Consider the following 13,519-nt stretch of genomic DNA (forward strand, 5'->3'; position numbering starts at 1 on the left):
TGCGGATCGACAATAACGCGAATAGAATAGCAATAAAGTCGCTTGTCATCGGGTGCAATAATCTGAAGTCGGAAATTCCAGCATGCGGCAGCATTGGCAGCGCGACTGGCTGCCTACTTCTGTCGTCAGTGCATGATTTCAGGAGCTGTCTTGAAACTTCAATAGGGCGTGAGTCGGCCGCCAGCTTATGCGCTTGGCTTCGCGTGGATCAATGGTGGTAAGCGCATGTTTGTTTGTAAGCGTGCACTAAACTTGCATCGGGTGACTCAAGCGGCTAGCCACCTCTATGTCATTTATCCTGATCCCTGCGGCTAAGTGCTCCATGGGCGATGAGCTGATGTGGTTGCTAACTGATTCCTGTGACAGGGCCTGCGACCCACGAGGCTTCATCTGTAGTGCATTGATTTAAAAGGAAAAAAATAGCTACAAGTGGAGGCGTCTGCTAGCCAAGGAGTGGTTATGCGATGGATCAGTATTTTTATGGAGCTCCGACCCTGTACCGATGCGGTTCGGAGTGCTCGATATCCATTGGTATGGCGTCCTGTAAATCAGTCGCCTTTGGCTTCGGTATGGCGATCATGATGATTATCTTCAGGTGAGAAGGTTCGCTTGAAGGGGGGGGGGCGGTTGACCTAGCTCGGCTTCGGTACAGTGTTGGGCGCCCGATATGGTGGGGGGGGGGGCGTGCTGTTTTGTTATTCAGCGCTTTAATTCAGCAATCCTGCAGAAATTCTAGCCATTTGGAAAGGCGGGCTAGCAAGCTGCGGTGGCGCTATTGGCCCCCCTTAGCCTCATCTATTCTGCCGGCGTCGTTCCGATATTGGCTATCTCTGGCTGCTGGACAGAATTGCCGCAGTAGCTCTTTTGGACGGATGCCTGATCGGGGGGGGCAATTTCTTCAATTCTGAGATCTCCGGTGTTCCGGCCGACATCCTGCGGGCAATTGTATTTTTCCTAATTGATACGCTGTCTAGGCACCCTGCACAACTCTATGAAACATGCGTCTATCTAGCGACATCTTTGCTGATGTTCTTGCTGTGTCAGAAACGTCGCACCACCCTGGAATAGGGGGGGCTGAGCAGGTTGTTTTTGTCAGCAGTCTTCTCGGCGAGATCCTGCTTGAACTCACCAAAACGCACCAAGCCAGCTATGGCTATTCTTTCCCACTAAGCGTTGGCCAATTGTTAAGCATTCTGCCTATTCTCGTCAGGCTGACGTTCATGGCCTTCATTTAGTGATCGAAGTGGGCTAGAGCATTCAAATAGAGGTGGATCGTGAAGTTAACGTAGCATTTGTTAATCAGGGCTTCGATGTACCGGTTGACGGTGGCGCCGAGCGGGTTGTTATTGAATTTTTGTCAGTAAGAAAGCCCTTCAGGTAATGAGCTGCACGCATTGTATTCCCCTATAGAGAAGGAAGGGTCTAAAGGAAATCAACGAAAATTATGGCGTGCCCAAATGTGTCGGGAGGTCCGGAAGGCAGGGGGCTGAACGCCACCTACTGAAGCGGATGTCTCGGGTGCTATCGGTTGTGTGTGGGGGCTTCTGTCGTGGTACTTCTTGTCAGCGATGCCGCATAAACGCGGCAGGCCCTGTTGCGGTAGGTGGGGGTCGTGGATCGGATGCGGCAATTTAGGTATCATTACTAACTAGAATGGTCGCTACGGCGTCCGCTTTGAATATTGATGAGCAAGCCAACCAAGGCTCAAAATGGAGTTTAGAGGATTCGCATGAAAGCAATCGTTACCGGCATCACTGGTCAAGATGGCGCCTACCTGGCGGAACTGCTGCTGGAGAAGGGGTACACCGTTTACGGTACCTACCGTCGTACCAGTTCTGTCAATTTCTGGCGTATCGAAGAGTTGGGCATTCAGTCCAACCCTAATCTGCATTTGGTCGAATACGATCTGACCGACCTGTCGGCCAGCATCCGCCTGCTGCAAACCACCGAAGCCACCGAGGTCTACAACCTCGCTGCGCAGAGTTTCGTGGGTGTTTCGTTCGAACAGCCGATCACCACTGCAGAAATCACCGGTCTGGGTGCAGTAAACCTGCTCGAAGCGATTCGTATCGTGAACCCGAAGGTTCGTTTCTATCAGGCATCTACCTCCGAGATGTTTGGCAAGGTGCAGGCTATTCCTCAGGTCGAGAGCACGCCTTTCTACCCACGTAGCCCTTATGGTGTGGCCAAGCTCTACGCTCACTGGATGACCATCAACTACCGTGAGTCGTACGGCATTTTTGCGACCAGCGGTATCTTGTTCAACCACGAGTCCCCTTTGCGTGGTCGTGAGTTCGTAACCCGTAAAATCACCGACTCCGTCGCCAAGATCAAACTCGGCCTGATGGACAAGATGGAACTGGGCAATCTGGACGCCAAGCGCGATTGGGGTTTTGCCAAAGAGTACGTGGAAGGTATGTGGCGCATGCTGCAGGCCGATGAGCCGGATACGTTCGTGCTGGCGACCAATCGCACCGAAACTGTTCGCGACTTCGTTTCCATGGCGTTCAAGGCAGTGGGTATCACCATTTCCTGGGCCGGCACTGCAGAAGACGAGCAGGGTACTGATGCGGCCACTGGCAAAGTGTTGGTCACCATCAACCCGAAATTCTATCGTCCGACTGAAGTTGAGTTGCTGATCGGCAACCCTGCCAAAGCCAAGGAAGTTCTCGGTTGGGAACCTAAAACATCCCTGGAAGAGCTGTGCCGCATGATGGTCGAAGCTGATCTGCGTCGAAATGAGCAAGGATTCTCGTTCTGATGACCATTGCTGGCAAACGCGCACTGATTACGGGTATTCAAGGCTTCACTGGTCGTTACATGGCTGATGAACTTCGGGCTCAGGGCTACGAGGTTGTCGGACTGGGTAGTCAACCGTCCGATGAGCGAAATTATCATCAGGTAGATCTGGCCGACGGCCCGGGTTTGCGCGCGTTGCTGGCAAAGATTCAGCCGGATGTTGTTGTGCATCTCGCTGCATTGGCCTTTGTCGGTCACGGCGCAGCAGATGCGTTCTATCAGGTAAACCTGATAGGTACACGCAATCTGCTGGAAGCCATCGCGGCCAGTGGCAAATCACTGGATTGCGTACTGATCGCCAGCAGTGCGAATGTCTATGGCAATGCCTCGGGTGGACTTCTTTCAGAGACCACCCTACCGGCGCCGGCCAATGATTACGCTGTGAGCAAGTTGGCCATGGAGTACATGGCCAGCCTTTGGCATGATCGCCTGCCTATTGTTATCACTCGCCCCTTCAACTACACGGGCGTTGGTCAGGCAGAAAACTTTCTATTGCCGAAAATCGTTTCGCATTTCCGTCGTAAGGCGCCAAAGATTGAGCTGGGTAACCTCGATGTCTGGCGTGATTTCAGCGATGTTCGTGCATTGGTGGGGGCTTATCGAGGTTTAATCGAAGTCAATCCGCTTGGACAGACTATCAACGTCAGTTCAGGCCATACCCATTCGCTGCGTGAAGTCATCGAAATGTGCAAAGAATTCACCGGGCACGATATTGAAGTTGAGGTAAATCCTGCCTTTGTTCGCGCCAATGAGGTGAAAACCCTATGCGGGGACAATGCCAGATTGCGGGCACTGGTCCCTGGCTGGACAACACCTTCCTTGGGCGAAACATTGAGCTGGATGCTGACGGCTGAATAAATGAAGTTAATTCTCTCTGTTGAACCGGTTCGCTTCCCGCTAACCGGTATTGGTCGTTACACCTACGAATTGGCGCTGCGACTGCAGCAGAGTCCGGAAATCGCTGACCTGCAATTTTTTGCGGGTCGACGGTTTTTGCCTTCGCTGCCAACGGCCGCAGAAGCATCTGGCAGCGGTTACGGCCTTAAACGCGCCGTGCAAAAAAACTTCCTGGCAGTCGAGGCCTATCGCCTCCTTATGCCATTGCTCAGGAAGCAAGCATTAAAAGGCCATGGTGACTATCTTTACCACAGCCCTAATTATTATCTGCCACCCTTTACCGGCCGCAGTGTTGCAACCTTCCATGATTTGTCGCCTTTTACCTGGTCTCACTGTCATGCGCCGCAGCTTGTGCGCTATTTGCAGAAAGAGCTCAAAACCACTCTGGTAAGAGCGGATGCGTTGATTACGGATTCCGAGTACACGCGCAAAGAGTTGGCGGATTACTTTTCCTGGCCAATCGAGCGTATCCACACGGTACCGCTAGCCAGCTCAGCTGAGTTTCATCCTCGCAGCGCTGAAGAACTGAGAAGCACGCTTTCGCGTCATGGTCTCGAAGTGGGCGGGTATAGTCTGTTTGTCGGGACAATTGAGCCTCGCAAGAACATCGAGACATTGCTCGATGCTTATTCCCGGCTTCCGCTTGACGTTCGTAAGCGTTGGCCGCTGGTGTTGACCGGCTATCACGGCTGGCGAAACGAAAGTATTCACCAGCGCCTGGAGAGTGCCAAGCGCGAAGGTTGGGCTTATTACCTTGGGTTTGTACCCAGTGAAGACTTGCCTTTGTTGTTTGCGGGCGCGCGCCTTTTCACTTTTCCATCGCTCTATGAGGGGTTTGGATTGCCGGTACTTGAAGCCATGAGCTCAGGCGTTCCGGTGGTCTGCTCGAACAGTTCTTCATTGCCCGAGGTCGCCGGTGATGCAGCCTTGATGTGCAATGCCCAAGACACCGAGACGCTGACTGATCTTATTCGGCGAGGCCTCGAAGACGACGCATGGCGTGCCAGTGCTGTTGAGCAAGGTCTGCTGCATGCGGCCGGTTTTTCTTGGGAGCGCTGCGCCCTGGAAACTCTTCATGTTTACCAGAAGGTGGTCAAAGGACAATGATCAAGGTTCTGCACTTTTTCAAAACCTACTACCCGGAAACAATGGGTGGTATCGAACAAGTCATTTTCCAGATTGCCGAGGGCGGAATTCGTCACGGCTTCGAATCCGAAGTGCTTTATCTCAGTGAGCGAGGTGCGGCACGCAATGAGAAAGTCGGGCACCATCTGACGCATCGATCCAAGCTCGATTTGCACGTAGCCTCCACCGGCTTCTCGTTATCGGCATTCAAGGATTTTGCCGAGTTGGCGAAGAAGGCGGACATTGTTCATTACCATTTTCCGTGGCCTTACATGGATCTGGTGCATTTTTACAGCCGAATCAAAAAGCCCACCGTAGTCAGTTATCACTCGGATATCGTTAAACAGAAGACGCTGCTTAAACTTTATCAGCCCTTGATGAGTCGTTTTTTATCGAGCGTCGATTGTGTGGTGGCCTCATCGCCCAACTACGCCGAAAGCAGTCCGGTGCTAACGCAGTTTAAAAACAAAGTGCGTGTAGTGCCTTACGGTCTGGATCGACAGACTTATCCGAAGCCATCGCCTGAAAAGCTGGCATTCTGGCGCGAGCGTTTAGGTGAGCGTTTCTTTTTGTTCGTTGGGGCACTGCGTTACTACAAGGGATTGGACTATCTCCTTGAGGCAGCGAAGACAACCCAGTTACCCGTCGTGATCCTGGGTGGTGGGCATCTAGAGGCTGAACTCAAGGCACAAGCCAGCCAATTAGGCCTGACCAATGTGCATTTCCTTGGCGGTTTGCCCGATGAAGACAAGGCTGCTCTGCTGACATTGTGCTACGCGTTCGTTTTTCCTTCGCATCTCAGATCCGAGTCTTTCGGTATTTCGTTGCTGGAAGGCGCGATGTACGGCAAGCCGATGATCTCGTGCGAGATCGGCTCGGGCACCACGTATATCAACATCGCAGGGGAGACCGGACTGGTGGTTCCTCCTCGAGACTCTGTCGCATTGGCGGCTGCAATGACCCAGCTCTGGAATCAACCCGATCTGGCGGCAGCGATGGGAGAGGCTGCTGAGTGTCGCTTCGAAGAAGTGTTTTCATCCGATTCGATGGCAAAATCCTATGCAGAGATTTATCGCTCTTTGCTTTGAAGTGTTGCAGCACAGTGCTCGGGCATTGACGTTGTTTTGTATTCCAAGGGCCAAGCATGAGATCTAAAGCATTTCTGGTGACGGGTGGGAGTGGTTTTCTGGGGCGGGCGCTGATTGAGCGGTTGGCGCGCTACCCCGATTGCTCCGTAGTCGCGCCGCTGCGTGATCAATCTATAACGCTGGCGACGGGCGTGCGTTCGTTGCCCATGAGCGATCTTAATGGCACAAACGATTGGCAGACGGCCCTGACGGGCATAGATGTAGTCGTGCATACGGCTGCCCGCGTTCATGTCATGAACGATTTGGCTCACGACCCGTTGGCTGCATTTCGGCAAGTCAATGTCGAGGCGACTTTGAATTTGGCACGTCAGGCTGCGGCGTGCGGAGTCAAACGCTTTATTTTCATCAGCTCAATCAAAGTCAATGGTGAAGGTACTGATCTTGGTGCCCCATACCATGCTGATGATTTGCCAGCACCCATCGACCCTTACGGGATCTCCAAGCTTGAAGCCGAGCAGGGATTGTCAGCGCTCGCTGCCGCCACGGGGATGGAGGTAGTGATCATCCGCCCAGTGTTGGTCTACGGCCCAGGCGTCAAGGCCAACTTTCTCAGCATGATGCGGTGGCTTTATCGTGGCGTTCCGTTACCCTTCGGCGCAGTTCAAAATCAACGAAGCCTCGTTGCTCTGGACAATCTGGTTGACTTGATCGTGACCTGTTCTGATCATCCGGCCGCCGCCAACCAGGTATTTCTGGCAAGCGATGGTGAAGACGTTTCAACCACTGAACTGTTGCGCAAACTGGCGGCATCTTTGGGGAAACCAGCCAGGTTACTGCCTGTGCCAGCGGGACTGATGAGCGGTGTAGCAACAATGTTGGGGCAGCGAGCGTTGGCCGACCGCATTCTTGGCTCTTTGCAGGTCGACATCAGCAAGAACCGACAACTATTGGGCTGGACACCTCCGGTCACTCTTGAACAAGCGTTGGCCCTGACAGCGCAACATTTTCTGGATTCCCGTAAATCATGAGTTATGGCTGGTTTATCCCCGTCATTGTCGCTGTGTCTTTTTCCCTGACTTGGGCTCTGCGCCGTTACGCATTGTCGCGAAGCCTCATGGATATACCCAATGCTCGTAGCTCTCACTCGGTCCCCACGCCCAGGGGGGGAGGCGTGGCGATAGTCCTGGCATTTACATTGGCACTGTTCATGCTTTTGTTTGCAGGATTGATGGCTTCTCCGGTGTTTGCGGCCATGGCCGGCGCCGGCTCCGTGATTGCGATTATCGGATTTATGGATGACCACGGGCACATCGCTGCGCGTTGGCGTTTATTGGGGCATTTCACCGCTTCGATCTGGTTGTTGTCCTGGATGGGGGGCTTGCCTGCTGTTGAGCTCTTCGGGCACACATTTGATCTGGGATGGCTGGGTAATGTGCTGGCGGCGTTTTACCTGGTGTGGCTGCTCAACTTGTATAACTTCATGGATGGTATTGACGGTATCGCCAGCGTCGAAGCGATTTGCGTCTGCCTGGGGGCATGCCTTCTGTATTGGGTTGCTGAGGATCTGGATTTGATCTGGGCCCCGTTGTTGTTGGCTGCTGCGGTGGCGGGCTTCCTTTTTTGGAATTTTCCCCCAGCCAAAATATTCATGGGCGATGCCGGAAGCGGTTTTCTCGGAATTGTGCTTGGAGCACTTTCAATTCAGGCTGCGTGGGCCTCTGCCGAAATGCTTTGGGGCTGGCTAATCCTGCTGGGCGTGTTCATTGTCGATGCTACGTTCACCTTGTTCCGACGTTTGCTCAGGGGGGACAAGGTCTATGAAGCGCACCGCAGTCATGCCTACCAATATGCCTCTCGTCGGTTTGGCAGCCATTTGAAGGTTACAAGCGTCGTCGCATTGATCAATTTGCTTTGGCTGTTGCCTATCGCATTGGGCGTTGTGCGATTCGGCCTCGATTCAAGTTTGGGTTTGATTCTGGCCTATGCTCCCTTAGTCGCGCTGGCTATCAGATTCCGCGCGGGTGAGATTGAAGCACCATCGGTGAAAAACTGAGTAACCGTTCTGTCATTTAGGTTTAAAAGTGGATCAGAAGCGCTTATAAGGTTCCACTACCGTGATGAGGCAGTTGTAGGGAGAAAACTGAGGTGTTTGAAGAGTTTATGGACAAGATCAGGGCTCGCTTATTAGGGCTTCCGAGGCGTCGTAAGCGACTGATTCAGGTGGTCACAGACATTATTCTGGTCTGGGCGGCTCTGTGGTTGGCGTTCATCGTACGTCTGGGTGTCGATGATATGTACAACCCGTTCAGGGTCCATTTCTGGCTGTTCGTTTGCGCGCCCCTTGTTGCCATTCCTCTATTCATTCGTTTCGGCATGTACCGTGCTGTCATGCGCTATTTCGGCAATGATGCACTGATTGCCATTATCAAAGCCGTCAGCCTTTCTTCGCTCATTCTGGCGCTCGTTGTCTATTGGTACAGTAATCACGAAGCCGTAGTACCGCGCTCTATCGTCTTCAATTACTGGTGGCTCAGCCTTGTCATCATTGGAGGCCTGCGGCTGTGCATGCGCCAGTACTTCATGGGTGACTGGTTCAATGGCGCTTCCCATGTACCCTTTTCCAATCGCGATGACGGCCTCACCAAGGTTGCAATCTACGGTGCAGGCGTGGCCGGGAATCAGCTGGTGGCGGCCCTTCGTATGGGGCGAGTGATGCGTCCGGTGGCATTCATCGATGATGACCCCAGCATTGCCGATCGTTCGATTGCCGGCCTCCAAGTCTACAAACCCAAACATATCCAACAAATGATCGACGAAACCGGCGCGCAGGAAATCCTCCTGGCCCTGCCATCATCGACCCGCGCACGCCGCAGGGAAATCCTCACGCTGTTGGAGCATTTCCCCCTGCACATCCGTAGTGTTCCAAACTTCACCGACCTGGCCAGCGGTCGGGTGAAGGTCGAAGACATTCAGGAAGTGGATATCGCGGACTTGCTGGGACGCGATTCAGTGCCGGCGCAGCCGGACTTGCTGGAGCGCTGCATCAAAGGCAAGACCGTGATGGTGACGGGCGCCGGTGGGTCGATCGGTGCGGAACTCTGTCGCCAGATTTTTGCGCTCGGACCAACCACGCTTATTTTGTTCGATCACAGTGAGTTCAATCTCTACAGTATTTTATCGGAGCTGGAAGCTCGCGGTTGTCGGGAGTCTGTCGGCGTTCGATTGCTGCCGATCCTTGGCTCCATCCGCCACCAACACAAACTCCTGGATGTTATGAAGACCTGGAGCGTGGACACGGTCTACCACGCAGCGGCTTACAAGCATGTGCCCATGGTTGAGCACAATATCGCTGAAGGTGTGCTAAACAATGTCATCGGCACGCTTAACACTGCTCAGGCGGCTTTGCAGGCGGGAGTTTCGAACTTTGTATTGATCTCCACCGATAAGGCGGTTCGTCCCACGAACGTGATGGGCAGCACCAAGCGTCTTGCCGAATTGACGCTGCAGGCCTTGAGCCGCGAGATCGCCCCTGTGCTGTTCGGTGACAAAGCCAATGTGTCCCGAGTCAACAAGACCCGCTTCACGATGGTCCGTTTCGGCAACGTACTGGGTTCGTCCGGTTCGGTCATTCCGCTGTTTCACCGTCAGATAAAGTCAGGCGGACCGTTGACGGTCACTCACCCGAAAATCACCCGCTATTTCATGACCATTCCCGAAGCTGCACAACTGGTAATCCAGGCGGGTTCCATGGGGCAGGGCGGTGATGTGTTCGTGCTCGACATGGGCGAACCGGTGAAGATCGTCGAACTGGCGGAAAAAATGATTCATCTCTCCGGTTTGAGCGTGCGTTCCGAAAAGAACCTTCAGGGCGACATCTCGATCGAATTTACGGGCCTGCGTCCCGGCGAGAAGCTTTATGAAGAACTGCTGATTGGCGACAACGTATCGGCAACGCCGCATCCGATGATCATGAGCGCTAGCGAGGATCATTTGCCATGGGATGTGCTCAAGGGGCGGTTGACCGAGTTGCTGGTTGCCGTGGAGCAGGATGATTACTCCCGTGTGCGCCAACTCCTGCGTGAAACTGTCAGCGGTTACAGCCCCGACGGGGAAATAGTCGACTGGATCTACCAAGAGCGTCGCCTCGAACCCTGATTGTTTCACATCCGGTAACGGACACATTTTTGACAGGCTCCAGACATCACCTAAGTTTGGGAGGCAGCTTCGGAAAGCTGTTTTCTCAATTGATGTCATGGAGCGTCATTTATGCGTACTGGCTACTTCAACTCCCTGGTTTTTGCCCTTCTGACCACTGCCTCTATCGCTGCTACTGCGGCTCCCGCTGCAAAGCCGGAGAGCAACAATGCCTCCATGGTGATGGAGGTTTCTCCAGCAGCACAATCGGGCAGAATCAATCTCAATGCTGCCGATGCTTCCACATTGCAAAAAGAACTCTCCGGAATTGGCGAGGCGAAGGCTCAGGCGATCGTTGCGTATCGTGATATCAATGGGCCGTTTGCTTCGGTGGACGAGTTGCTCGAAGTGAAAGGAATCGGCAAGGCAATTCTGGATCGTAATCGCGATAAGCTGGAAGTGAACTAAGCTAAACATTCAACGCCAAGGGGGCCGGTCATTGACCGGCCTTTTTGCGCTCTGGCGTTCGCAAAGCTGTGCCTTCCGTCCGCCGCCTAAAAATTATGACTATCATATGGCGTTTAAATTATGCATATAATAAATTGCTTTCCCGTCGAGGCGCTTTGACGTTCATGCGCTGACCTTTTCTCAAGCATTTCCAGGAGCACAGTCATGACTTCCACCCAATCCCAAGGTACGGCCCTCGTCACCGGTGCTTCCTCCGGTATCGGGGCGGTTTACGCACAGCGTCTGGCGGCGCGTGGTTTTGATTTGTTGTTGGTTGCTCGCGATCTGCAGCGGCTGGAAGAAGCGGCGAGCCAGTTGCGCGCCGAGCATGGGGTTCAGGTCGAAGTGTTGAAGGCCGACCTGACGCAAAAGGAGGATGTGCTGAAACTCGAGCAGCGTCTGCGCAGCGACTCGAGTATCAGTCTGGTGCTGAATAACGCCGGTGTTGCGGCGGACGGTTTGCTGGCCAATGCCGATACCGATCAGTTGGAGCGATTGATCCAGTTGAATGTCACTACCGTCACGCGCTTGGCATCGGCAGCGGCCGCCAGTTTTGCCAAGGCGGGTCGGGGCACGATCATCAACATTGCCTCGGTCGTGGCTTTGTTTCCCGAGCGTTTCAACGCGACCTACAGCGCCAGCAAGGCCTACGTGTTGAGCCTGACCCAGTCATTGAATGCCGAACTCGACGGCACCGGGGTTAAGGTCCAGGCTGTGTTGCCGGGTGTTACACGCACCGAGATCTGGGAGCGTTCCGGTATCGATGCGACCCAGATTCCCGCTGATATGGTCATGGAAGCAGGAGAGATGGTCGATGCGGCGCTGTCGGGTCTGGATCAAGGTGAGTTGATCACCATTCCTTCCTTGCCGAATCTCTCTGAGTGGGAGTCTTATGTAGCGGCGCGTCATGCGATGGCGCCGAATCTGTCCAGAAGCCAGGCCGCCGCGCGTTATAAATGAAGCGCCAGTAATCGGCATGAGGTATTTGCGTAATGAGTAATCGTCGAGTGGTTGTAACGGGCATGGGCCTGGTGTCCCCGCTGGGTAGTGGGATCGAAGCTGTCTGGTCGCGTCTGTTGGCGGGACGCTCCGGATTGCGGAAATTGCCGGATGAGGTGGTTGCCGATTTGCCTGCCAAGGTCGGCGGTGCGGTGCCAACGCTGACGGAGGATGCCGAGGCCGGTTTTGATCCGGATCGGGCAACGCCGCCCAAAGAGCAGAAAAAAATGGATCGCTTCATTTTGTTCGCCATGGAAGCGGCGCGGCAGGCGATTGAACAGGCCGGTTGGCAAGCGCAAACCGCTACTGCCCAGGAGCGCACGGCCACCATCATCGGTTCCGGCATCGGTGGTTTCGGTGCGATAGCCGATGCGGTGCGGACCACTGACACTCGTGGCCCGCGACGCTTGTCACCGTTCACCATCCCGTCGTTTCTGGTCAATCTGGCAGCGGGACATGTATCAATTCAACACGGTTTCAAAGGGCCGTTGGGGGCGCCGGTGACAGCCTGTGCTGCCGGGGTCCAAGCGATCGGCGACGCGGCGCGCCTGATTCGTTGCGGTGAGGCGGACATCGCTGTGTGTGGTGGAGCAGAGGCGGCGATCGATCGGGTCAGTCTCGCCGGTTTTGCAGCTGCTCGTGCCTTGTCCAGCGGTTACAACGACACCCCGGAGCGTGCCTCACGGCCGTTCGACAGTGGGCGCGATGGTTTTGTCATGGGCGAGGGCGCCGGCCTGCTGGTGATCGAGTCTCTGGAACACGCCTTGGCCCGGGGCGCTCAACCCTTGGCGGAGTTGGTCGGTTACGGCACCAGTGCAGACGCCTATCACCTGACTGCAGGGCCTGAGGATGGCAACGGCGCGCGCCGGGCCATGTCGCTGGCATTGGCGCAGGCCGGTATTGCGCCAGAGCAGGTCCAGCATTTGAATGCCCATGCGACCTCGACGCCGGTTGGCGATTTGGGGGAATTGGCGGCGATCAAGGCGTTGTTTGGCACGGATAACAAAATTGCCGTGACATCGACCAAGTCGGCGATCGGGCATTTGCTCGGCGCAGCAGGCGGGGTCGAGGCGATTTTCACGCTGCTGGCGATCCGTGATCAGATCGTACCGGCGACTCTCAATTTCGAAAATCCTGACCCCGCTGCCGACGGGGTGGACATCGTCCATGGTCAGGCTCGACCGATGGCCATCGAATATGCGCTGTCCAACGGTTTCGGGTTTGGTGGGGTCAATGCCAGCGTGTTGTTCAAGCGCTGGGAAGGCTAGCCTTGTGATTGTTTAAGTGACGCGCGGGTTACGTCGAGAATCTGCCGGGCCAGCTCGGGATTCTCGACGCAGCGCGAAAGCAGCAACGCCCCGACCAGCGTGGACATGATGACGATGCTGCGTTCTTCAGCATCGTCGCCCTCAAGGGTGTTCTGGATTTGTCGAAGTCGTGCATTGAGCACCGCATCTGAAGTCGGACTCGGCTGCCCGCGCATGCCGAGCTCCGATGACATCGTGGGCAATGGGCAGCCTTCATTGGGGCAATTCTGGTGCCATTGCGACAGGTAGGCATCGATGAAGGCGTCCAGCGGTCGATCCTGAGCGAACAGCTCTGCACAAACGATATCAACCTCGTCCCCTGCCGCCTGCAACGCCTTTTCCACCAATTCATCCTTGGACTTGAAGTGCGAGTAGAAGCCACCGTGGGTCAAGCCCAGCGCTTTCATCAAAGGTTGCAGGCCGGTTGCGCCGATGCCGTCACGGCGAAAGCGCGCTGAAGCTTCCTTGATGATGCGTTGGTGGGTCTGGGATTTATGGTCCTGCGAATAACGCATCTGATATCTCCACATCAATGCGCCATATTAACCAATGAAAATTGCATGGTGACTGTACTTCTATTTCTAAAAAGCATGCAGATGCGTCGAACCCGATCGTGATGCATTGCAACTGGCACGAATAGTGATTACCTGTTGGCTGACGATT

The 13,519-nt window shown here is 54.6% G+C and carries 11 protein-coding genes; 10 read left to right on the plus strand and 1 reads right to left on the minus strand.

From position 1 onward, the window contains the following. The first annotated feature begins 1,729 nt into the window (after positions 1-1,729). The 10 genes from gmd to fabF all read left to right on the plus strand — a co-directional run bounded on the left by gmd (position 1,730) and on the right by fabF (position 12,817). Positions 1,730-2,761, plus strand: coding sequence for a GDP-mannose 4,6-dehydratase (gene gmd, locus JQF37_RS25510; RefSeq protein WP_204149794.1), 1,032 nt, complete (start codon positions 1,730-1,732; stop codon positions 2,759-2,761). After that, positions 2,761-3,657, plus strand: coding sequence for a GDP-mannose 4,6-dehydratase (locus JQF37_RS25515; RefSeq protein WP_204149795.1), 897 nt, complete (start codon positions 2,761-2,763; stop codon positions 3,655-3,657). Before gmd ends, JQF37_RS25515 begins: the two co-directional genes overlap by 1 nt. Then, a complete protein-coding gene (locus JQF37_RS25520) occupies positions 3,658-4,803 on the plus strand; it encodes a glycosyltransferase family 1 protein (RefSeq protein WP_204149796.1) in 1,146 nt (381 codons plus the stop codon). Next, positions 4,800-5,909 (plus strand): glycosyltransferase family 4 protein, encoded by a 1,110-nt coding sequence (locus tag JQF37_RS25525; RefSeq protein ID WP_275424147.1) that lies wholly within the window; start codon positions 4,800-4,802, stop codon positions 5,907-5,909. The genes JQF37_RS25520 and JQF37_RS25525 overlap by 4 nt, the downstream gene beginning before the upstream one ends. Before the next feature lie 56 nt (positions 5,910-5,965). Next, on the plus strand, positions 5,966-6,937 hold the full coding sequence (locus JQF37_RS25530) for an SDR family oxidoreductase (protein ID WP_204149797.1): 972 nt from the start codon (positions 5,966-5,968) through the stop codon (positions 6,935-6,937). After that, on the plus strand, positions 6,934-7,962 hold the full coding sequence (locus tag JQF37_RS25535) for a glycosyltransferase family 4 protein (protein WP_204149798.1): 1,029 nt from the start codon (positions 6,934-6,936) through the stop codon (positions 7,960-7,962). The genes JQF37_RS25530 and JQF37_RS25535 overlap by 4 nt, the downstream gene beginning before the upstream one ends. 107 nt (positions 7,963-8,069) lie before the next feature. Beyond that, the gene (locus tag JQF37_RS25540) at positions 8,070-10,064 is read left to right on the plus strand and encodes a nucleoside-diphosphate sugar epimerase/dehydratase (protein WP_204149821.1); all 1,995 of its coding nucleotides are present in this window, start codon (positions 8,070-8,072) and stop codon (positions 10,062-10,064) included. Between the two features lie 111 nt (positions 10,065-10,175). Then, positions 10,176-10,511: a ComEA family DNA-binding protein gene (locus JQF37_RS25545; RefSeq protein WP_198132698.1), complete on the plus strand. Its 336-nt coding sequence runs from the start codon at positions 10,176-10,178 to the stop codon at positions 10,509-10,511. 204 nt (positions 10,512-10,715) lie between these two features. Then, positions 10,716-11,510, plus strand: coding sequence for an SDR family oxidoreductase (locus JQF37_RS25550; protein WP_204149799.1), 795 nt, complete (start codon positions 10,716-10,718; stop codon positions 11,508-11,510). 32 nt (positions 11,511-11,542) lie between these two features. Next, the gene (gene fabF / locus JQF37_RS25555; RefSeq protein WP_204149800.1) at positions 11,543-12,817 is read left to right on the plus strand and encodes a beta-ketoacyl-ACP synthase II; all 1,275 of its coding nucleotides are present in this window, start codon (positions 11,543-11,545) and stop codon (positions 12,815-12,817) included. Here fabF and JQF37_RS25560 read toward each other — a convergent pair. Beyond that, positions 12,814-13,371, minus strand: a complete 558-nt coding sequence (locus tag JQF37_RS25560) for a TetR/AcrR family transcriptional regulator (protein WP_204149801.1) — start codon at positions 13,369-13,371, stop codon at positions 12,814-12,816. The genes fabF and JQF37_RS25560 overlap by 4 nt on opposite strands. Between the last annotated feature and the right edge of the window lie 148 nt (positions 13,372-13,519).

Origin of the sequence: Pseudomonas sp. MIL9 (genome assembly GCF_016887925.1) — a bacterium.
Classification (GTDB): Bacteria; Pseudomonadota; Gammaproteobacteria; order Pseudomonadales; family Pseudomonadaceae; genus Aquipseudomonas; species Aquipseudomonas mohnii.

Excerpts from the sequence above, each read along its gene's own strand:
- JQF37_RS25540 (WP_204149821.1), top strand. The coding sequence starts at position 8,070 with ATGGACAAGATCAGGGCTCGCTTATTAGGGCTTCCGAGGCGTCGTAAG.
- JQF37_RS25535 (WP_204149798.1), top strand. The coding sequence starts at position 6,934 with ATGAGTTATGGCTGGTTTATCCCCGTCATTGTCGCTGTGTCTTTTTCC.
- fabF (WP_204149800.1), top strand. The coding sequence starts at position 11,543 with ATGAGTAATCGTCGAGTGGTTGTAACGGGCATGGGCCTGGTGTCCCCG.
- JQF37_RS25525 (WP_275424147.1), top strand. The coding sequence starts at position 4,800 with ATGATCAAGGTTCTGCACTTTTTCAAAACCTACTACCCGGAAACAATG.
- JQF37_RS25530 (WP_204149797.1), top strand. The coding sequence starts at position 5,966 with ATGAGATCTAAAGCATTTCTGGTGACGGGTGGGAGTGGTTTTCTGGGG.
- JQF37_RS25520 (WP_204149796.1), top strand. The coding sequence starts at position 3,658 with ATGAAGTTAATTCTCTCTGTTGAACCGGTTCGCTTCCCGCTAACCGGT.
- JQF37_RS25560 (WP_204149801.1), bottom strand. The coding sequence starts at position 13,371 with ATGCGTTATTCGCAGGACCATAAATCCCAGACCCACCAACGCATCATC.
- gmd (WP_204149794.1), top strand. The coding sequence starts at position 1,730 with ATGAAAGCAATCGTTACCGGCATCACTGGTCAAGATGGCGCCTACCTG.
- JQF37_RS25545 (WP_198132698.1), top strand. The coding sequence starts at position 10,176 with ATGCGTACTGGCTACTTCAACTCCCTGGTTTTTGCCCTTCTGACCACT.
- JQF37_RS25550 (WP_204149799.1), top strand. The coding sequence starts at position 10,716 with ATGACTTCCACCCAATCCCAAGGTACGGCCCTCGTCACCGGTGCTTCC.
- JQF37_RS25515 (WP_204149795.1), top strand. The coding sequence starts at position 2,761 with ATGACCATTGCTGGCAAACGCGCACTGATTACGGGTATTCAAGGCTTC.